19 protein-coding genes and 1 tRNA gene are annotated in these 19,039 nt (G+C 60.1%); 12 read left to right on the top strand and 8 right to left on the bottom strand.

What is annotated here, in order from left to right; genetic code table 11:
• Positions 1 to 62 precede the first annotated feature (62 nt).
• Positions 63 to 2,465 (bottom strand): ATP-dependent helicase, encoded by a 2,403-nt coding sequence (locus tag Q0899_RS07230; protein ID WP_299191836.1) that lies wholly within the window; start codon positions 2,463 to 2,465, stop codon positions 63 to 65.
• A gap of 104 nt (positions 2,466 to 2,569) precedes the next feature.
• On the opposite strand from Q0899_RS07230, the gene Q0899_RS07235 reads away from it, so the two are divergent.
• The 7 genes from Q0899_RS07235 to Q0899_RS07265 all read left to right on the top strand — a co-directional run bounded on the left by Q0899_RS07235 (position 2,570) and on the right by Q0899_RS07265 (position 11,329).
• On the top strand, positions 2,570 to 3,700 hold the full coding sequence (locus tag Q0899_RS07235; RefSeq protein ID WP_299191838.1) for an alpha-hydroxy acid oxidase: 1,131 nt from the start codon (positions 2,570 to 2,572) through the stop codon (positions 3,698 to 3,700).
• 195 nt (positions 3,701 to 3,895) lie between these two features.
• Positions 3,896 to 7,333 carry a pyruvate carboxylase gene (locus Q0899_RS07240; RefSeq protein ID WP_299191840.1) on the top strand — a complete coding sequence of 1,146 codons (3,438 nt, stop codon included), beginning with the start codon at positions 3,896 to 3,898 and terminating at the stop codon, positions 7,331 to 7,333.
• Positions 7,334 to 7,383: 50 nt separating this feature from the next.
• The gene (locus Q0899_RS07245; RefSeq protein ID WP_299191842.1) at positions 7,384 to 7,599 is read left to right on the top strand and encodes a DUF6434 domain-containing protein; all 216 of its coding nucleotides are present in this window, start codon (positions 7,384 to 7,386) and stop codon (positions 7,597 to 7,599) included.
• Positions 7,600 to 7,667: 68 nt separating this feature from the next.
• Positions 7,668 to 8,492: a metallophosphoesterase gene (locus Q0899_RS07250; protein ID WP_299191844.1), complete on the top strand. Its 825-nt coding sequence runs from the start codon at positions 7,668 to 7,670 to the stop codon at positions 8,490 to 8,492.
• Positions 8,493 to 8,526: 34 nt separating this feature from the next.
• Positions 8,527 to 8,913 carry an MAPEG family protein gene (locus tag Q0899_RS07255; protein ID WP_298297193.1) on the top strand — a complete coding sequence of 129 codons (387 nt, stop codon included), beginning with the start codon at positions 8,527 to 8,529 and terminating at the stop codon, positions 8,911 to 8,913.
• A 69-nt stretch (positions 8,914 to 8,982) separates the two neighbouring features.
• Entirely contained in the window at positions 8,983 to 10,815 is a 1,833-nt protein-coding gene (locus tag Q0899_RS07260) for a M3 family oligoendopeptidase (protein WP_299191847.1), read from the top strand.
• Positions 10,816 to 10,849: 34 nt separating this feature from the next.
• Positions 10,850 to 11,329: a DUF4375 domain-containing protein gene (locus Q0899_RS07265; protein ID WP_298356504.1), complete on the top strand. Its 480-nt coding sequence runs from the start codon at positions 10,850 to 10,852 to the stop codon at positions 11,327 to 11,329.
• A gap of 101 nt (positions 11,330 to 11,430) precedes the next feature.
• On the opposite strand, the gene Q0899_RS07270 is transcribed toward Q0899_RS07265, so the two are convergent.
• The 4 genes from Q0899_RS07270 to Q0899_RS07285 all read right to left on the bottom strand — a co-directional run bounded on the left by Q0899_RS07270 (position 11,431) and on the right by Q0899_RS07285 (position 15,641).
• Positions 11,431 to 12,408: a Gfo/Idh/MocA family oxidoreductase gene (locus tag Q0899_RS07270; RefSeq protein ID WP_299191849.1), complete on the bottom strand. Its 978-nt coding sequence runs from the start codon at positions 12,406 to 12,408 to the stop codon at positions 11,431 to 11,433.
• 59 nt (positions 12,409 to 12,467) lie between these two features.
• Entirely contained in the window at positions 12,468 to 13,454 is a 987-nt protein-coding gene (locus Q0899_RS07275) for an ankyrin repeat domain-containing protein (RefSeq protein ID WP_299191851.1), read from the bottom strand.
• A gap of 90 nt (positions 13,455 to 13,544) precedes the next feature.
• Positions 13,545 to 14,441: an RNA polymerase sigma factor RpoH gene (rpoH, locus tag Q0899_RS07280; RefSeq protein WP_298297179.1), complete on the bottom strand. Its 897-nt coding sequence runs from the start codon at positions 14,439 to 14,441 to the stop codon at positions 13,545 to 13,547.
• A gap of 174 nt (positions 14,442 to 14,615) precedes the next feature.
• The gene (locus Q0899_RS07285) at positions 14,616 to 15,641 is read right to left on the bottom strand and encodes an RluA family pseudouridine synthase (RefSeq protein ID WP_299191854.1); all 1,026 of its coding nucleotides are present in this window, start codon (positions 15,639 to 15,641) and stop codon (positions 14,616 to 14,618) included.
• Here Q0899_RS07285 and Q0899_RS07290 point away from each other — a divergent pair.
• Positions 15,625 to 15,942, top strand: a complete 318-nt coding sequence (locus Q0899_RS07290; protein WP_298297173.1) for a DUF6476 family protein — start codon at positions 15,625 to 15,627, stop codon at positions 15,940 to 15,942. The two genes, Q0899_RS07285 and Q0899_RS07290, sit on opposite strands and share 17 nt — an antisense overlap.
• Before the next feature lie 6 nt (positions 15,943 to 15,948).
• On the opposite strand, the gene Q0899_RS07295 is transcribed toward Q0899_RS07290, so the two are convergent.
• Positions 15,949 to 16,025 (bottom strand) — tRNA-His (locus Q0899_RS07295).
• Positions 16,026 to 16,280: 255 nt separating this feature from the next.
• Between Q0899_RS07295 and Q0899_RS07300 the strand changes: the two genes are divergently transcribed.
• Positions 16,281 to 16,466, top strand: a complete 186-nt coding sequence (locus tag Q0899_RS07300; protein ID WP_299191856.1) for a DUF6324 family protein — start codon at positions 16,281 to 16,283, stop codon at positions 16,464 to 16,466.
• A gap of 125 nt (positions 16,467 to 16,591) precedes the next feature.
• Here Q0899_RS07300 and Q0899_RS07305 read toward each other — a convergent pair whose 3' ends face one another.
• A complete protein-coding gene (locus tag Q0899_RS07305; protein WP_299191858.1) occupies positions 16,592 to 17,056 on the bottom strand; it encodes an MmcB family DNA repair protein in 465 nt (154 codons plus the stop codon).
• A 120-nt stretch (positions 17,057 to 17,176) separates the two neighbouring features.
• Here Q0899_RS07305 and Q0899_RS07310 point away from each other — a divergent pair, with 120 nt between their 5' ends.
• The 3 genes from Q0899_RS07310 to Q0899_RS07320 are packed head-to-tail and all read left to right on the top strand — an operon-like array spanning position 17,177 to position 18,325.
• On the top strand, positions 17,177 to 17,593 hold the full coding sequence (locus tag Q0899_RS07310) for a DUF4437 domain-containing protein (RefSeq protein ID WP_299191860.1): 417 nt from the start codon (positions 17,177 to 17,179) through the stop codon (positions 17,591 to 17,593).
• Entirely contained in the window at positions 17,590 to 17,916 is a 327-nt protein-coding gene (locus Q0899_RS07315; protein WP_299191862.1) for a metalloregulator ArsR/SmtB family transcription factor, read from the top strand. Before Q0899_RS07310 ends, Q0899_RS07315 begins: the two co-directional genes overlap by 4 nt.
• A complete protein-coding gene (locus tag Q0899_RS07320; RefSeq protein ID WP_299191864.1) occupies positions 17,909 to 18,325 on the top strand; it encodes an SRPBCC domain-containing protein in 417 nt (138 codons plus the stop codon). The genes Q0899_RS07315 and Q0899_RS07320 overlap by 8 nt, the downstream gene beginning before the upstream one ends.
• Before the next feature lie 18 nt (positions 18,326 to 18,343).
• Here the strand turns inward: Q0899_RS07320 and Q0899_RS07325 are convergent, their stop codons facing one another.
• Positions 18,344 to 18,775 carry a DUF1801 domain-containing protein gene (locus Q0899_RS07325; protein WP_299191866.1) on the bottom strand — a complete coding sequence of 144 codons (432 nt, stop codon included), beginning with the start codon at positions 18,773 to 18,775 and terminating at the stop codon, positions 18,344 to 18,346.
• Positions 18,776 to 19,039: the final 264 nt, after the last annotated feature.

A 19,039-nucleotide genomic window follows, 5' to 3' on the forward strand; every position in this document is an offset into this window, starting at 1 on the left:
CAAATTGGCAGGTGGTCGCTCGGAAGATGGCATTTGGCGAACTGGGACGCCGGGGGCCATGCCTAGAACGGCACATCTCCGGCGGACTCAGCCGCCACAAGAAACTTGCCAACCACCTTCTTTGAGCCGGCCTTATCAAAAGCGATGTCCAGCTTGTCGCCCTCAATCGCCTCTACCGAGCCGTAGCCGAATTTCTGGTGAAACACCCGGTCCCCCGTCGTGAAAGCCGACACCGCCTGCGCGTCGATCACCATATTCTTGCTCTCCCGAGGCTGGCTCATCCCCCGCTGCCCCTGCCGCTCCTGCAGCCGGCGCCAGCCCGGCGAATTGTAAACATTGGCATTCGCCGCCTTGTCATGCAGATCACTGCCCGCCAGCGAGCCCATCATGTGATCCCGCCCGCCGCCCTGATGGCCATAAAGCCCCGGCGGGGTCAGCACCTCTACATGATCCTCGGGAAGCTCATCAATGAACCGCGACGGCAGCTGCGACTGCCACTGCCCGTAAACCCTGCGGTTGCCCGCAAAAGAAATCGTGCAAAACTGCTCCGCCCGCGTAATGCCCACATAGGCCAGCCGGCGTTCTTCTTCCAAACCTTTCAACCCGCTCTCATCCATAGACCGCTGCGAGGGGAACAACCCATCCTCCCAGCCCGGCAGGAATACGGCGGGAAACTCCAGCCCCTTGGCCCCGTGCAGCGTCATGATCGAGACCTGCTCACCGGCGTTTTCCGTATCGTTGTCCATCACGAGCGAGATATGTTCCAGGAACCCCTGAAGATTCTCGAACCCCTCCAACGCCTTGATCAGCTCCTTGAGGTTCTCCAGCCGTCCAGGCGCCTCGGGCGTTTTGTCGTTCTGCCACATCTCGGTGTAGCCGGATTCCTCCAATATCATCTCAGAGGTCTCAATATGCGTATCCGCCTCGCCCCTGATTTGGGCCGACCAGCGGTCGATCCCATCCACCAGCTTTTGCAACTCAACCGCACCCTTGCCGCCCAGCCCCTTGGCCATCAGCAAAATCCGCGCACCTTCATGCAGCGACACGCCGTTGCTGCGCGCCGTCATCTGAATTTTCTGCTGCGCCTTGTCGCCAAGTCCGCGCTTGGGCGTGTTCACGATCCGCTCAAACGCCAGATCATCCTCAGGACTGACCGCCAGCCGGAAATAGGCCATGGCGTCGCGGATCTCCATCCGCTCGTAAAACCGCGGCCCGCCGATCACCCGGTATGGCAGCCCAATCGTCAGGAACCGATCTTCAAACGCCCGCATCTGGTGCGACGCGCGCACCAAGATTGCCATGTCGTCGAGCGACATCGGGTCCATTCCACGTGTACCGCGCTGCATGGCTTCAAGTTCATCGCCAACCCAGCGCGCCTCTTCCTCGCCGTCCCAATGGCCGATCAGGCGGACCTTTTCGCCGCCCTTGGCCTCGGTATATAGCGTTTTGCCCAACCGGCCTTTGTTGCCCGCAATAACCCCTGAGGCGGCCGCCAGAATATGTTCCGTCGATCGGTAGTTTTGTTCCAGTTTAACAATTTTGGCGCCTACGAAATCCTTCTCGAACCGCAAAATGTTGCCGACTTCCGCACCTCGCCAGCCATAGATCGACTGGTCGTCATCGCCGACGCAGCAGATATTCTTGTGCCCGGCCGCCAAGAGCCGCAGCCACAGATACTGTGCCACGTTGGTATCCTGATACTCGTCCACAAGGATGTAGCGGAACCAACGTTGATACTGCGCGAGCACGTCTTCGTGGCTCTGAAAGATCGTCACCATGTGCAGCAGCAGGTCGCCGAAATCGACCGCGTTCAGCGTCTTTAGCCGTTGCTGGTAGGCAGCATAGAATTCGCCCCCCCGGTTGTCATAGGCCCCCGCCTCGGAGGCAGGCAAAGCCTCCGGCGTCCAGGCGCGGTTCTTCCAGGTGTCGATCAGCCCCGCCAGCATCCGCGCGGGCCAGCGTTTGTCGTCAACATTCTCCGCGGCGATCAATTGCTTCAAAAGCCGCAGCTGGTCATCCGTGTCCAGGATGGTGAAATTCGACTTCAACCCGACCAGCTCTGCATGGCGGCGCAACAGCTTCACGCAGATCGAATGAAACGTGCCCAGCCAGGGCACCCCCTCCACCTGCTCGCCCAACAGCTTGCCCACGCGGTCCTTCATCTCGCGCGCCGCTTTGTTGGTGAAGGTCACCGCCAGTATCTCATTGGGCCGCGCCGAGCCTGTTGTCAGCAAATGCGCAATCCGCGCCGTCAGCGCCCGCGTCTTGCCGGTGCCCGCGCCCGCCAGCATCAGCACCGGGCCGCCGAGGGCCTCGACCGCCTCGCGCTGCGCGTCGTTCAACCCGTCCAGATAGGGCGTGGCCCGCGACGCGACCGCCGCCCCGAACGCACGTTGAGACAAAGGCACGCCCGCAGGCGCGCTCGCGGCCGCCTCGAAGGCGTCAAAATCGTCAGAGCTGCTCATGGGTTTCAAGATAGCGCGAACCGACCTTCAGGGAAAGAGGTGTTCTGCTTTCGTTCCGCAGCTTTCTGTGGACAAGCGCCGCCATCCGCCCGACAACGCGTGATATGGACCTGCACAGCAAATATCCCGGCATCGCTGACCTGCGCCGCGCCGCCCGCAAACGCATCCCGCATTTCGTGTGGGAATACCTGGACAGCGCCACCGGTGATGAAATGACCGCCAAACGCAACCGCACTGCGTTGGACGAGATCCTGTTCAAAGCCTCGATCCTGCACGGCGAGTTCGCACCCGACCTGACCACCACACTTTTGGGTCGTGGCTTCCCGCTGCCTTTTGGCATCGCGCCCGTGGGCATGTCCGGCCTGATCTGGCCCGGCGCAGAACGGATGTTGGCGGACACGGCCAAAGACATCGGCATCCCCTATGCCATGTCCACCGTCGCCACCCAAACCCCTGAAGACATCGCGCCGCATTTGGGCGACCACGCATGGTTCCAGATGTACCCGCCACGGGACGAAGCGATCCGCGACGACATGATATCCCGAGCCAAAGCAGCCGGTTTCAGCACCCTTATCCTGACCGTCGACGTCCCCGTCGCCAGCAGAAGAGAGCGCCAAACCCGCGGCGGCCTCACGCAACCGCCCCAGCTGACCCCGCGCCTGGCCATGCAGGCCGCAAACTGTCCCATCTGGCTCAACGGCATCCGCCAGACCGGCATGCCGCGCATGAAAACGCTCGACAAATATTCGGACTTCAAGGGTCAACTGCCCTCGACGGAACATATCGGCTATCTGCTCAGAACTTCGCCCGACTGGGATTACCTCAAGCGCCTGCGCGACGCATGGGACGGCCCACTCATTGTCAAAGGTGTCACGCAAGCCGACGACGCTGCCCGGCTGCAGGATGAAGGCGTCGACGCGATCTGGATCTCCAACCATGCGGGCCGCCAGTTTGACGGCGCCCAAGGCGCCATCACCGCGCTGCCGCATGTGCGCGCCGCCACCACGCTCCCCGTCATCTTCGACAGCGGCATAGAGTCAGGCCTCGACATCATCCGCGCCCTCGCATTGGGCGCCGATTTCGTCATGCTCGGACGTGCGTGGCATTATGCGCTGGGTGCCGTTGGCAAGCACGGCCCCGCCCATCTGGCTGACATGCTGCGCAAGGATATGGAAGCCAATATGGGCCAACTTGGCACCAAAACCCTGCAGGATCTGCCACACCGCCTGCTTTAGCTTCTTTCTGCCGGAAATATGCTGGGAATTTGCCTGCGTGGCGAAGGGGCAAAGCCCCTTCAAGAACGCAAAACCTCACGCGCGCGCAGCGCACCGCAAACCAGACATACCCAATTGTAACTAGTTTACGTCACGCCAATTCCTGCTTATGCATGCTGCAACTGCACAATGAACGACCTAGCGGGGACAGCTGACATGGCCGATTTCAAAAAAATTCTCATCGCCAACCGGGGCGAAATTGCGATCCGCGTGATGCGTGCCGCCAATGAGATGGGCAAGAAAACGGTCGCGGTCTTTGCCGAGGAAGACAAGCTTGGCCTGCACCGCTTCAAGGCCGACGAGGCGTACCGCATCGGTGAGGGCCTCGGCCCCGTCGCCGCTTATCTGTCTATCGACGAAATCATCCGCGTCGCCAAAATGTCCGGCGCGGACGCGATCCACCCCGGCTACGGCCTGCTGTCGGAAAACCCGGAATTCGTAGATGCCTGCGAAGCAAACGGCATCACCTTTATCGGCCCTAAGGCCGCCACCATGCGTAAACTCGGCGACAAGGCCTCCGCGCGCAAAGTGGCTATTGAAGCCGGCGTCCCCGTCATCCCTGCGACAGACGTGCTGGGCGACGACATGACAGCCATTAAGAAGGACGCCAAAGACGTCGGATATCCGCTGATGCTCAAAGCAAGCTGGGGCGGCGGCGGACGCGGCATGCGTCCGATCATGTCCGAGGATGAGCTGGAAGAAAAAGTCCTCGAGGGCCGCCGCGAGGCGGAGGCCGCGTTCGGCAATGGCGAAGGCTATCTGGAAAAAATGATCCTGCGTGCGCGCCACGTGGAAGTTCAAATCCTGGGCGATACGCACGGCCAAATCTACCACTTGTGGGAACGCGACTGCTCCGTGCAACGCCGCAACCAAAAGGTCGTCGAACGCGCACCTGCCCCCTATCTCAGCGGCACCCAGCGCGAACAGATTTGCGCCTTGGGCAAGAAGATTTGCGAGCACGTGAATTACGAATGCGCGGGCACGGTCGAATTCCTGATGGATATGGACTCGGGCGAGTTTTACTTCATCGAGGTAAACCCGCGCGTCCAAGTTGAACACACCGTCACTGAAGAAGTCACCGGCATCGACATCGTCCGCGCACAAATCCTGATTGCGGAGGGCAAGAGCCTGGTCGAGGCCACCGGCACCGCCTCGCAATATGACGTCAAACTCGACGGCCACGCGCTGCAGTGCCGCGTCACCACGGAAGACCCACAAAACAATTTCATCCCCGATTACGGCCGCATCACCGCCTATCGCGGGGCCACCGGCATGGGCATCCGGCTGGATGGCGGCACCGCCTATTCCGGTGCTGTGATCACCCGCTATTACGACTCGCTGCTGGAAAAAGTCACCGCATGGGCCCCTACGCCCGAGGCCGCGATTGCCCGCATGGATCGCGCCCTGCGCGAATTCCGCATTCGTGGCGTCTCTACCAATATCGCGTTCGTGGAAAACCTGCTGAAGCACCCGACCTTCCTGAATTACGAGTACCACACCAAATTCATCGACGAGACGCCGGAGCTGTTTGACTTCAAAAAGCGCCGCGACCGGGCCACGAAAATCCTGACCTACATCGCCGACATCACCGTCAACGGCCACCCCGAAACCGAAGGCCGGCCTCTACCCGCCGAGATGCGCACCCCGAAAGCGCCGGAACCTCAGGGCGAGCCCGCCTACGGCACGCGCAATATCCTCGAAGATCATGGGCCGCAGGCCGTGGCCGATTGGATGAGCGAACAGAAACAACTGCTGATCACCGACACCACCATGCGCGACGGGCACCAGTCCTTGCTGGCCACCCGCATGCGATCCATAGACATGATCCGCGTGGCCCCGACCTATGCCGCCAACATGCCGCAGCTGTTCTCAATGGAATGCTGGGGCGGCGCCACGTTCGATGTGGCGTATCGCTTCCTGCAGGAATGCCCATGGCAGCGCTTGCGCGACCTGCGCAAAGCGATGCCCAACCTGATGACACAGATGCTTTTGCGCGCCTCCAATGGCGTGGGCTACACCAACTACCCCGACAACGTGGTGCAGGAATTTGTCCGCCAGGCGGCTGAGACCGGCGTCGACGTGTTCCGCGTTTTTGACAGCCTCAACTGGGTCGAAAACATGCGCGTCGCCATGGATGCGGTCGTGGAAAGCGGCAAGGTCTGCGAGGGCTCGATCTGCTACACCGGCGACATCCTGAACCCAGAGCGAGCCAAGTACGACCTGAAATATTACGTCGCCATGGGCAAGGAATTGAAAGCCGCTGGCGCACATGTGCTGGGCCTCAAAGACATGGCCGGTTTGCTGAAACCCGCCTCTGCCACCCTGCTGGTAAAAGCGCTGAAAGAAGAGGTCGGCCTGCCGATCCACTTCCACACCCATGATACCGCCGGCACCGCCGTGGCCACGATCCTCGCGGCCTCAGACGCGGGCGTGGACGCGGTAGATTGCGCCATGGACGCGCTGTCGGGCAACACGTCGCAAGCGACGCTCGGCTCGGTGGTCGAGGTCCTCGCCCATACCGAGCGCGACACCGGCCTCGACATCAAAACTGTGCGCCAAATCTCCGACTACTGGGAAGCGGTGCGAGGACAGTATGCCGCGTTCGAGAGCGGCATGCAGGCCCCGGCCTCCGAGGTCTACTTGCACGAAATGCCCGGTGGGCAGTTCACCAACCTCAAGGCACAGGCAAGATCAGTCGGCCTTGAAGAACGCTGGCATGAAGTGGCGCAGACCTATGCTGATGTGAACCAGATGTTTGGCGACATCGTGAAGGTGACCCCGTCGTCGAAAGTGGTAGGTGACATGGCCTTGATGATGGTCTCCCAAGGACTGTCGCAGGCAGAGGTCGAGGACCCCAAGACGGACGTGGCCTTCCCTGACAGCGTCGTCGACATGATGCGCGGCTCGCTTGGCCAACCACCCGGCGGCTGGCCGAAAGGCATCCAGAAGAAGATCCTCAAGGGCGAAAAACCCTCTACCAAACGGCCCGGCGAAGAGCTGAAACCCGTTGATCTTGAGGCGGTGCGTCAAGAGGTCTCCGACCTTTTGGACGGCAAGGAGATCGATAACGAGGACCTCAACGGCTACCTTATGTACCCCAAGGTCTACCTTGATTACATGGGCCGTCACCGCACCTACGGCCCGGTCCGCACCCTGCCCACGCACACATTCTTCTACGGCATGAAACCCGGCGAAGAAATCAGCGTGGAAATCGACCCCGGCAAAACGCTGGAGGTCCGCATGCAGGCGCGATCTGCCACAAATGATGACGGCGAGGCCAAAGTTTTCTTCGAGCTGAACGGCCAACCCCGCGTGGTGCGCATCCAGGACCGCAAAGCAGCCGCCGTGGTCGCCAAGATGCCCAAGGCCGAGGTTGGCAACCCCAACCACATCGGCGCGCCAATGCCCGGCGTGGTGGCCACGGTCGCCGTCAAACCCGGCGCAGAAGTCAAGGAAGGTGATTTGCTGTTGACCATCGAAGCCATGAAGATGGAAACCGGCATCCACGCCGAACGCGACGCGGTGATCAGCGCGGTGCACGTCACGCCCGGTGGGCAGATCGACGCCAAGGACCTGCTGGTGGAGTTGGAGTAACTGGACAACACCTCTAATGTCATGCGGCACCACCTGAATAGGAGACCCGCATGACATTCGACTGGCACTCCAACCCGATCACCCGCGACACTCCGGTGACCAACACTTACAAAAACACCCAGAACGTACGCCGGTTCCTGACTGCTGAATGCGGGGACGGCTTCAAATTTGATCGGCCTTTCATGGCCTGGATCAAGGACGGAGCCGGCAAAACCATGGGCGATGTGGCCGACGAATGGCTTCGCCGCAATGGGGCCCAATCCTGACGCGGCCCGTATTGCGCGGCGGCAAGACCCAGCCTAACACTAGGCGCAGCACCAAACGCGAGCGCATCATGGCAGACCTCCCCACCAAGCTTCTTGTCTTCACCGACCTGCATCTCGTCAACCAAGGTGAGGACATCATTGGCCTCGACCCCGCCGCGCGGTTTGCGCAAGGGCTGCACCACGCGCTGTCCCAACATCCTGATGCAAAGCGGCTGGTGCTGATGGGCGACCTGACCCATCAGGGCCGTACAGCCCAGTATGAGAGGTTGAAAACGCTTCTGGCCGATGTGCCGGTCCCCGTCAGCTATCTGATGGGCAACCACGACAACCGCGATGTGTTCCGCAAGCTCTTCCCACACGCCGAAACCACCCCTTCCGGCGATGTGCAGGAGATGGTGGATTTGGGGGAAACCTGCCTGATCACCCTCGACACGCTGGACCCTAACGCGGACCCTGCGCATTCCGGCGCATTAACCGCGGCGCAACTGACATGGCTACAAGACTGCCTCGCCTGGGCCCAGGGGCGGCCAGTTCTGATCGCCATGCATCACCCGCCGGTTGAAACGGGCTTTCCCGGCATGGACGGGATCGCACTGCGCGACCCGACAGCACTGCGCGTGATCCTCAACGACTACCCTGGGCTCGTCCATGTGATCTGCGGCCACTTGCATCGCACGATATCGGGCCATGCCAACGGGCTGTCCTTCACCATCTTCAAAAGCCCCTGCCATCAGCAACCGATGATGCTGGGCGCCGCCGATACCGATCATTCCGTTGATGAGCCGGGTGCATACGGCATCGTTCTGGCCGGCCCCGCGGGCTTCGTCGTCCATACCGAGGACTTCGCAATCGCCGAGGCCGCAACCCCTCTGCGCGACCCATTTTCCGGATGAATATCAGTAACTTAATCTCTGGCTGGAGGCTTCCATGATCACCATTTCGCCGATCTACATCGCGCTGTGCGCGCTGCTTTACATGTGCCTGGCCGTCAGGGTGGTCCGGCAGCGCTACACCGCGCGCACAACACATGGGGATGGTGGCGACAAGGAGCTGCGCAAACGCATCCGCGCGCATGGCAATTTGTCGGAATATGCGCCGATGCTGCTGCTAATGCTGGTGGTGATGGAGCTTCAGGGCAGCCCTGGCTACGTCCTGCATCTCTTTGGTGCGCTTATCTTGGTCAGCAGGACGGGGCACGCCTATTTCATATCGCAAACGCCGGAATCGATCAAAATGCGCACCCTCACCATGACCACCACCTTCGCGCTGCTCGGCGTGATGGCGCTTGGACTGCTGGGTCACGCGATTTTTTAGCGCATTGCCTTGAGAGTGGCTGCTGGGGGCCATAGGTTCGTGGCAACAATTGCTCAAAGGACTCCCCGCATGCAAAGCCCATTCCGCCCGACCGCCCCTACCCTTTTGCGTGATGCGCACGACGCCGGCGGGGGCCTTGGCGAGCTGCCGGAATGGGACTTGAGCGATCTCTACGCCGGCGAGGACGCCAAAGAACTGAAGCGCGACATGGATTGGCTGGAAAAAGCCTGCGCCGACTTCGCGGTCGACTACGAAGGCAAAATGGCCAATCTGGGCGCGACGGGGATGCTGGAATGCGTTCTACGATACGAAAAAATCGAAAGCATCACCGGCCGCATCATGTCCTTCGCGGGCCTGCGCTACTACCAAAACACCACCGACGCGGAACGCGCGCAATTCATGGCGAATGCGCAGGACAAGATCACCGCTTTCACCACGCCGCTGGTGTTTTTCTCGCTGGAGCTGAACCGCATCGACGATGCCGAACTTGACGGCTGGCTGGACCAAAATGCCGACCTTGGCCGCTACAAGCCAGTGTTCGAGCGCCTGCGCGCGATGAAGCCCTATCAGCTGTCTGACGAGCTGGAGAAATTCCTGCATGATCAATCCACCGTCGGCTCCGCCGCGTGGAACAGGTTGTTTGACGAAACCATCGCCGGGCTGACCTTCACCGTCGACGACGAAGAGCTGAACATCGAAGGCACACTGAACCTGCTGACCGACCCCGATCGTGATCGCCGCGAGGCCGGCGCGCGGGAATTGGCCCGCGTGTTTGGCGACAACGTCAAGCTGTTTGCCCGCGTGCACAACACGCTGGCCAAGGAGAAAGAGATCGAGGACCGCTGGCGCGGCATGCCCACACCCCAGACCGGCCGCCACCTGTCCAACCATGTGGAGCCCGAGGTGGTCGAAGCCCTGCGCAATGCAGTCGTCGCCGCCTACCCGAAGCTCTCCCACCGCTACTACGAGCTGAAGCGCAAATGGCTGGGTCTCGACGTGATGCAGGTCTGGGACCGCAACGCGCCCTTGCCAATGGAAGATCCAACGCTGGTCCATTGGGACAAGGCGCAATCCACAGTGATGGAAGCCTATGCCGACTTCGCGCCCGAGATGGCCGAGATTGCCAAACCGTTCTTCACGGATGGCTGGATCGACGCAGCCGTCAAACCCGGCAAGGCTCCCGGCGCTTTCGCGCATCCCACCGTCACTGACGTGCACCCATACGTCATGCTGAACTACTTGGGCAAACCGCGCGATGTGATGACCTTGGCGCATGAATTGGGCCACGGCGTGCACCAGGTTCTAGCCGCAGGCCAAGGCGAGATGCTGTCCTCAACCCCGCTGACCTTGGCCGAAACCGCCTCGGTCTTCGGCGAGATGCTCACCTTCCGCAAGATGCTCGATGGGGCCGATACGCAGGAGCAGCGCAAGGTCATGCTGGCGGGCAAGGTCGAAGACATGATCAACACAGTCGTGCGCCAAATTGCGTTTTACGACTTTGAGTGCAAGCTCCACGACGCCCGCGGCAAGGGCGAGCTGACCCCGGACGACATCAACGCTTTGTGGATGTCGGTGCAAGCCGAAAGCCTCGGGCCTGCGTTTGAATACATGGACGGGTATGAAACCTTCTGGGCCTACATCCCCCACTTCGTGCATTCGCCCTTCTACGTCTACGCCTACGCCTTCGGCGACGGCTTGGTGAACGCGCTTTACGCGGTGTATGAGGAAGGCGGCGACGACTTCCAGGACAAGTATTTCGAGATGCTCAAGGCGGGCGGGTCCAAACACCATAAGGAGCTTCTGGCGCCCTTTGGTTTGGACGCGTCGGACCCGAAATTCTGGGACAAGGGCCTGTCGATGATCTCCGGCATGATCGACGAACTGGAGGCGATGGAGGGGTGAAAGGTCGCACCGCAGCCGGTCTTCACCACCAAGCATGACCATTTCCAACAATGAGAATACCAATCGAGAACTGGCAAGGTTTTTGGACGGACAAGAAGATGATTGGGGGCGCTACTCTTTTGCGCTCTGTCAATCCGGCCTCTTTCTGTGTCATGAAGAGCGCCTGATTTGCGCCGCAGATCAATTCTATCTGTGCACGCAGTCAAGCGGGTTGTTCAGCTACTTTGAGTTGCAATCTCGACACGCTGCCTCCGGATATGAAGCCTTTAAGGACCTCGGACTTCCCCAGTTTGCCGAAATCATAGCCCGTGCACTGAACCTGCTCGGCCTCGACAAGGTGGCAACCTCCAGACAAATAGACGACGCAATCGCATCATTATCGGACAACAAATTTGGTCATTTCTTAGATGAGGCAAAGTCGGCAGAGGCCTACATATTCGACGAGGCTGGCTCTATAGCAGACGCGATTGCCCAATACATTCGAAACAACCACGAGAAGCTGAAGCGCCTCTAAGCCAAATAGCGGTTTCCCGCCTTTCCATTTGGTCGCAAATATTCCGGGGGTTTGGGGGCAGAGCCCCCAGCCGGTCGACGCGCGCACGCGCGGCGAAATCCTCAGCCCGCCGCTTCAAACACGCGGTCAATCATCGCCTGGGTGCCCTTGGCGAATTCCAATGTGGTCGGATAATCAGCCCCCTCCCGCACCGTCCGGCAAAACGCCTCTACCTGCAGCACGTAATGGTTCACGCCGGGCCAGCGTTCGACCGTGACAGACGGCGCTCCGCCGCCATGGGTGTTGCGGTGCCAATGCAGCCGCGCCTCGCCAAAGACGTTGGGGTTGAACGGCGCGGTCAGCTTCAAGACCCCGTCGCGCCCTTGAAACGTCACCTCTTGCCGTGGATGCATCCGCATGGAGGTGACGGACGAATAGCGAAAAGACGGAAAATCCGCCGTGACATGGGCGAATACGTCCACTCCGTTTTCCCATGTGATCTGCGCATCCACCTCCGAAGGCTCCTCGCCGGTTACAAACCGCACGGACCCAAAGGTGTAGACCCCAATGTCGGGAATGCCGCCGCCGCCCGTGTCAGGCTTGTTGCGGATGTTGTCCGTCTCGGCGGAGTTGTCATAGGAGAACACCGCGTCCACCAGCACCAGATCGCCTATGCCGCCCGATTGAACAATCTCGCGGGCGCGCTGCCATTGCGGGTGGTGCACGATCATGTAGGCCTCCGCGCATAGCAGCCCCGTCTCGTCACGCAGCGCGATCAGGGCGTCGATCTCATCCGCCTTCATCGCAATCGGTTTCTCGCACAGCACATGCTTGCCCGCCCGCAACGCCTTTTCGGCCCATTCCACGTGCAGATGGTTGGGCAGCGGGATGTAAACCGCGTCAATTTCCGGGGAGGCCAGCAGCGCGTCGTAGCTGTCAAAGCCCACGCAATCCGGCGCAAATGCGGTAAACCCCGATATGTCGCCCGAGCGCGACGCAACCCCGTAAAGCCGTGCCCCCGCAGCGGCATGAATGGCCGGCCCCATGTGCTGGCGCGCAAATTTTGCAGCACCCAGAATGCCCCAATTGACAGTTTGCATGGCTGTCTCCTTTGCCTGTCTCAAATCAGGCTAGAGGCAATCCGGAAGAAGCAACAGGGCTAAGCGAGCTTTGCGGCATTGATCAACGCGCGGCTGTCTTCGACCAAGGCCGCAAGTCTTGCGTCATTGCCTTCCTTGATCACCGCATCCGCGTAGCGGTTGAACCCACGCCCGTTGTCATGCGCCCCGGCGGGATCCGCGCCATATGCCAGCAAGACCCCGATTTTGTCGGGTTCGTAGCAGGCGGCCATCATCGCCGTGCAACCCCGCGTAAATGGGGGCATGGATTGGTCGGGGAAACGGGCATGCACGTTGGCACCACGCTCCAGCAACGCCTCAATCATCACGGCGGAACCCTCCATGATGCCCTGCAGAAGAGGTGTCCAACCATAGTGATTGACCGCCTCCGTCGGCGCACCATTGGCAATCAGCACGTCAATAAGTGCAACAGTGTCCGCGCGGTCGCCACAATCCATCAAAACATGCAGTGCCGTGTAGCCTTCTGGCGTGGCGAAAGCTGCATCCGCGCCGCGGGTCAGCATCAGCTTGGCCATTGACAGCCTATTGCTGCCATGGCTGCGCATCACGCTGGCAAGTGGGAAGCTGCCATACCTGCCGAGATGCACGTTCAGTGCCGGGTCGCCGGCCAAGGCCGATTCCAGTGCGGCAACATCGTCGTCCTGAATGGCGACTTCGATCAGGTCATATGGCGGGTCCAGCGGATCTGGTTCTAATTCCGGCATTGGCATGACCGACTGAAATTCGGCGGTCAATGCCTGCATGGCTTGTGTGTCGCCCGCGGCCTCTGCCGTGACCAGCCTTGCGCTCAGCGCTTCGAGCGCTTGCGCCTGAGCCAACATGGTGCGCAACCCGTCTGCCTGATCTGTTGGCAGGTCGTCCAACGCGACAACAAGATCGGGGTTTGACCCAACTGCGCCTATCTCGCCCAACATGTTGGCCAGTGCTGAAATCTCTTGTGCCTTGTCTGCGGCTGCAAAATCCAAAATTGCGTCACGAACCTGATCCGCTGGGTGCTTATCCGTCAAAAAATGTCCTTCCATCAAACCGCCAAAATAAAATGCGCAGCGGTTTCCCGCTACGCATCGCAATCGTTCATGGCGTCATTGAGACGGAAATTAGGCTGTGGCAAGCATGCCCTTCTCGGCGGCCAACTCGCGCATCTTCTTCTGCAGCTTTTCAAACGCGCGCACTTCGATTTGGCGGATACGTTCGCGGCTGACGTCGTATTGGCCCGACAGCTCTTCAAGCGTCACGGCCTTCTCCATCAGGCGGCGCTGCATCAGGATGTCTTTTTCCCGATCATTCAGCACGTCCATGGCCTCTGCCATCATTTCACGACGGGCATCCAGCTCGTCCTTGGCCTCGTAATCGCCTGCTTGGTCGGCATCCTCGTCTTCCAGCCAGTCCTGCCACTGCGTGGCCCCTTCGCCATCCGCCGAGATCACAGCATTCAACGACGCGTCCCCGCCCGACATGCGCCGGTTCATCGAGATCACCTCGTCCTCGGTCACATTCAGATCGTTGGCGATACGGGCCACGTTTTCAGGGCGCAAATCGCCCTCCTCCAACGCGCCAATACGGTTCTTGGCTTTGCGCAGATTGAAAAACAGCTTCTTCTGCGCGGAGGTCGTGCCAAGTTTGACCATAGACCACGACCGCAGCACATATTCCTGAATGGAGGCGCGGATCCACCACATCGCATATGTTGCAAGGCGGAAGCCTTTTTCGGGGTCGAATTTCTTGACCGCCTGCATGAGGCCGACATTGGCCTCGGAAATCACCTCAGCCGTCGGCAGGCCGTAGCCGCGATAGCCCATTGCAATTTTGGCAGCGAGCCGCAGGTGAGATGTCACCATCTTATGCGCGGCTTCGGTGTCTTCCTCCTCGACCCAACGCTTGGCCAGCATGTACTCTTCCTCAGGCTCCAACATTGGGAACTTGCGGATTTCCTGCATGTAGCGGTTCAGGCCCTGCTCCGGGCTTGGTGCGGGAAGATTAGCGTAATTAGCCATTATGTGCCCCCCTTTGAGGTTCAGTTTCTTGGTTGATTTAGAAATATGAACAGGTCGGTTCAATTTCAAGATCACCGTGCGCACATAAACCGTGCGCGTTAAGTTCTCGTTAAACGTACGGTCAAAGATAATCCGTCGAAACCCAATGTAATAAGGCTTCACATACTTGTGCGCTCAGCGGGACAATTCCGTGATTAATTCGGCAAAATCTTGCGGCAATGGGGCTTCAAAGCTCAATTTTTCGCCAGAAACAGGGTGGATGAACCCCAAAGTGGCGGCATGCAAAGCCTGCCTCGGGAAGCCCCCGATCGCCGCAATCGCCGCATCGGGCAGCGATTTCTTCGCCAATTTGCGCTTGCCCCCATACACAGGGTCCCCAATCAGGGAGTGCCCGCAATAGGCCATATGCACCCTGATCTGATGCGTGCGGCCCGTTTCCAGCCAACAATCGAGCAACGACACTGTCGGCGGCGTCCCGTAGCTATCGACCACCCGCGCCCGGGTGATCGCATGCCGCCCGGCGTTCTTGACCACCGCCTGCCTTTGACGATCCGTCTTGTGCCGCGCCAAATTGGCATTCACCCGCAGCAAGTTCGACGCCTCAAAATCCACGCCCGGCATGCCACGCAGCCGCGGGTCCGCCGCGTCGGGCCGCCCGTAACACAGCGCCCGGTAATGCCGCTCCACGCTATGTTTCTCGAACTGCTTGGCCAGCCCCTGATGCGCCGCGTCCGATTTGGCGACTACCAGCAGCCCCGACGTGTCCTTGTCGATTCGGTGGACAATCCCCGGTCGTTTCGCCCCACCAATCCCCGACAGGCTGTCCGCCGAGTGATGCAGCAGCGCGTTCACCAACGTCCCGGACGGCGAGCCCGGCGCCGGATGCACCACCATCCCCGCAGGCTTGTTCACCACAATCAGCGCATCATCGTCATAAACGACATCCAGCGGTATGTTTTCCGGCGACGCCTCCAGATCCACGGCCTCCGCCACGCGGATTTCGTAGACCTCGCCCTCAGCCACCTTCGCTTTTTGATCCGTCACCACCACGCCGTTCCGCGACACCGCGCCCTCAGCCAGCAATTTGGCCAACCGCGACCGCGACAGGTTCGCCTCCACTGGCACGTCGCGCGCCAATGCCTTATCAAGCCGCTTGTCGGGGTTTTCCGAGATTTCAACGGAGATGACAGTGTCAGACATAAACGATCCTGAAGGCGGTCAGCCTGAACCTGCCAACCTGAAATTTCTGCGCCGCCTCGTCACGACGCTGACGGCGGTGATGATTGGGGGCCTTCTAGTCCTGATCGCATTGATTGTCATCAGGGTGCAGCAACCCGCCGCGACATTGGCGATCCCACAGCAGATCAATCTGCCTGGTGGCACCGTGGCAACTGCGTTCACCACCACGCCCGACTGGTATGCCGTGGTCACCCAGAACAATCAAATCCTGATCTTCGATCGCATCACGTCAGAGCTGATCCAGACCATCATCGTTGAGTGATAAGTGTGGTACCACCTCCTGGTCTCGAACCAGGGACCTCTTGATCCACAATCAAGCGCTCTAACCTACTGAGCTAAGGCGGCACACACGAGGGGTGATTTAGCGGCGACCTTGCGCGAATGCAAGACCCTCTAACGCGCTCCGGCTCAGGTTTGCGCCACTAAATTGCACCTCAAGGAGCGCGCAGTGGCTGTGACACCGCCTGAGTGTCAACTCAGCGGAGCAACGGGCCAACATCGGCCAAATATGAAGATAGCGGCGGCACTGCACGATTGGCATGTCTTGCCTCCCCTCAAGGATGCCGGTAGCTAATTCGGAACCGGTCAGGAGACATCGCCATGGGCATCAACACAGAGAACGATATCGCCGCAAACCTGCAAATCGGCCCGACCGATCAGGGCATGGTGCGCCTCTATGTCCAAGGTGAGGGAATAGACCTGCCCTTCGATTTCGACCCGGAAGAGGCCGAAGAAATTGCCGCGGAAATCAAGGCTGCCGCGCAGCGCGCCCGCGCCATCGGCTAGCGCCTGTCCCTTTCCTTCGTTCATAAATATCCCGGGGGGCGAGCAACGCGAGCGGGGCAGAGCCCCAAAGCCTGCGTGGCGAACGCAAAACATCATGCGCGCCGCAGGCGCACAATCGGATTACCTCACCCAAAAGGCAGAACAAAATCCGGATCTCGCATCCCATGCAGCCGTCGTGCTGCGTGACGGGCGAATTTGGTGATCAGCACCTTCCGCCTTGCTGCAGCCAGCTTATCTTCCGGACCCATGCGGATAATCTCGGCGTCATAGGCGTCAGCAATGATCAACCCGGTGCCGTCAGGCAGCAGTTCCGCGGGAAACGTCTCATCCACGGCCCAAAAATAGCGGTCGCACCATTCCAGATAGCCTTCCCATTTCTTGTCGGTCTGAAAATCGGCGCGCGATGATTTGCATTCGATCACCCAAATCTCGCCCTTTGGCCCAAGCCCGATAACATCCACGCGCTTGCCGCGCTCAGGCGTGAACTCCTCGATGCACGCGAAATCATGGCTGGCAAGATGCCTGCATACCCCGCGCGCAAGCAACTGGCCGGGTTGAATATGGACGGAGGGCGTCAAATCGTCTGGCATCCGCAATTAGTGAACAAAACGTAAACAAAAATCAAGCCCAAGGAATCGCTTGACGCGATACCAAATGGTTTCATATATAAGCAATACCAAATGGTTTCATATTTTCGAAAGGAGCGCGTCATGCGCAGCCTCACCCTCCTACTTACCTGCCTCGCGGCCCCCGCCCTCGCCGCCGATACAGACATCATCACCCAGCCCATGCCCGCGCTGGATTGGGCCACCACGCCCGAGGGCGTCGCTTTCGCCCCCCTGCAAGGCGACCGATTTACCGAAGACTACATGGCCATGGTCCGTCTGCCCGCAGGCCTTGTCAGCCCGCCCCATGTCAAATCTGCCAACATGTTCGGGGTCGTCATCGAGGGCGTCATGACACACGCGCCGCACGGAGCGACAACCCAGGCAACGCCCCTGCCCACCGGCGCGTTCTACAAAATCCCCAAGGACTTGCCCCATGTGTCGTCCTGCATCTCGGATACGCCCTGCGTCACCTTCCTCTATCAAGACGGGAAGTTCGACTTCCTGCCGGTGACGCAATGATGCCAAGCAGCCAACCTACCTTCCGCGCCCTCGCCGACCCCACACGGCGGGACATCCTGCGTCATCTGGCCGGTCAGGACATGACCATCGCCGAGGTCGCGCAAAATTTCGACATGACCCGCGCTGCGGTCAAAAAGCATCTCACGGTGCTCAGTGACGGCGGCCTCATCACGGTCCGCGCCCAAGGCCGCGAGAAGATCAACGCCATCAACAAGGAAGGCTTCGCCCCGGTTTTCGACTGGCTCTCCTATTTCGACCAGTTCTGGGACGACAAACTTGCTGACCTGATATCCGCCATTGAAAAGGATCATTCCAATGACTGACACGATCATCCAAAAGAACATCTTCCTCAAAGCCGACAAGAGAACCGTCTGGGCCTATCTGACAGACCCTGACAAGCTGGGCATCTGGTTCCATAAACCCAAAGAGACGCTGGCAAAGGACGCCGACTACGCGATGTATGGCACCGAAAGCGGCGACAAGCTGATGTGGGGCAAGGTCACCGCCTGCGAGCCGCATGATGTGTTGGAATACACCTTTACCATCAAACCGATGGGTGAGGCCGTCAGCACCGTCAAATGGCGGCTGGAAGACGTCCCCGGCGGCACCCGCCTGTCCCTGGAACATGTCGGCCTGCCCCAAGGGGCCGACGCATTCGGCCTCACCCTCGCGCTCGACAAGGGCTGGGACGATCACCTCGCCCGCATGCGGGCTGATGCTCACGCGGACTAAAACAACGGGCCTTCGGCCTTAGCGGTCGAAGGTCTCGTAGCGGACCAACATCATGTCCAGTCCTTTGCGCACGATCTCTTCCACCACACCCAGATCCACATCCGCCAGCTTGTTGATGTTGATGCAGGCTTTGCCCGCCTTGTGCTTGCCCAGCCGCCCCAGCTCGTCTGAAAGGTCCTGGTATCCGGGCATGATGTATAGGCTGGTGTAGGATTTGCGCGGGCTGAACCCTGTCACAAGCGACTCCCCCTCGCGGCCACTGTCATAGCGGTAATGGTACCGTCCATAGCCCACGATGCTCGGGCCCCACATCTGCGGCTCCCAGCCGGTGACGCGGCCAAACAGCTCTAACAGCACCTCCGCATCCGCGCGCCGCACGTCATGGGCCACACCCGCCACAAAGGCGGTCACATCCGCAGACTCGGGCCTGGTCTTGTTCTCAGTCACCATGGTCAAATCCTCCGCGTGCACCATAGCACACCTTGCCAGACCGACAGCCGCACCTTATCTGCAAGGGTGACGGTTCTGCCCTCTGTGTCACACATGAAGACTACATTCTGGTGGCCTTAAGCAATTCCTCGGGAGCTGGCTCTGTCTGGACCCTGGTCCAGTTACCTGGCGCCCACCTGTATATACAGGTCTGCGGGAATAAGTTCTTCGACCCCTGCGGCGGTTCCGTCACCACTTCCCCCGAGCGCAAATCCGTGGCTAACT

The sequence above is a fragment of the uncultured Litoreibacter sp. genome (assembly GCF_947501785.1).
Taxonomy (GTDB): domain Bacteria; phylum Pseudomonadota; class Alphaproteobacteria; order Rhodobacterales; family Rhodobacteraceae; genus Litoreibacter.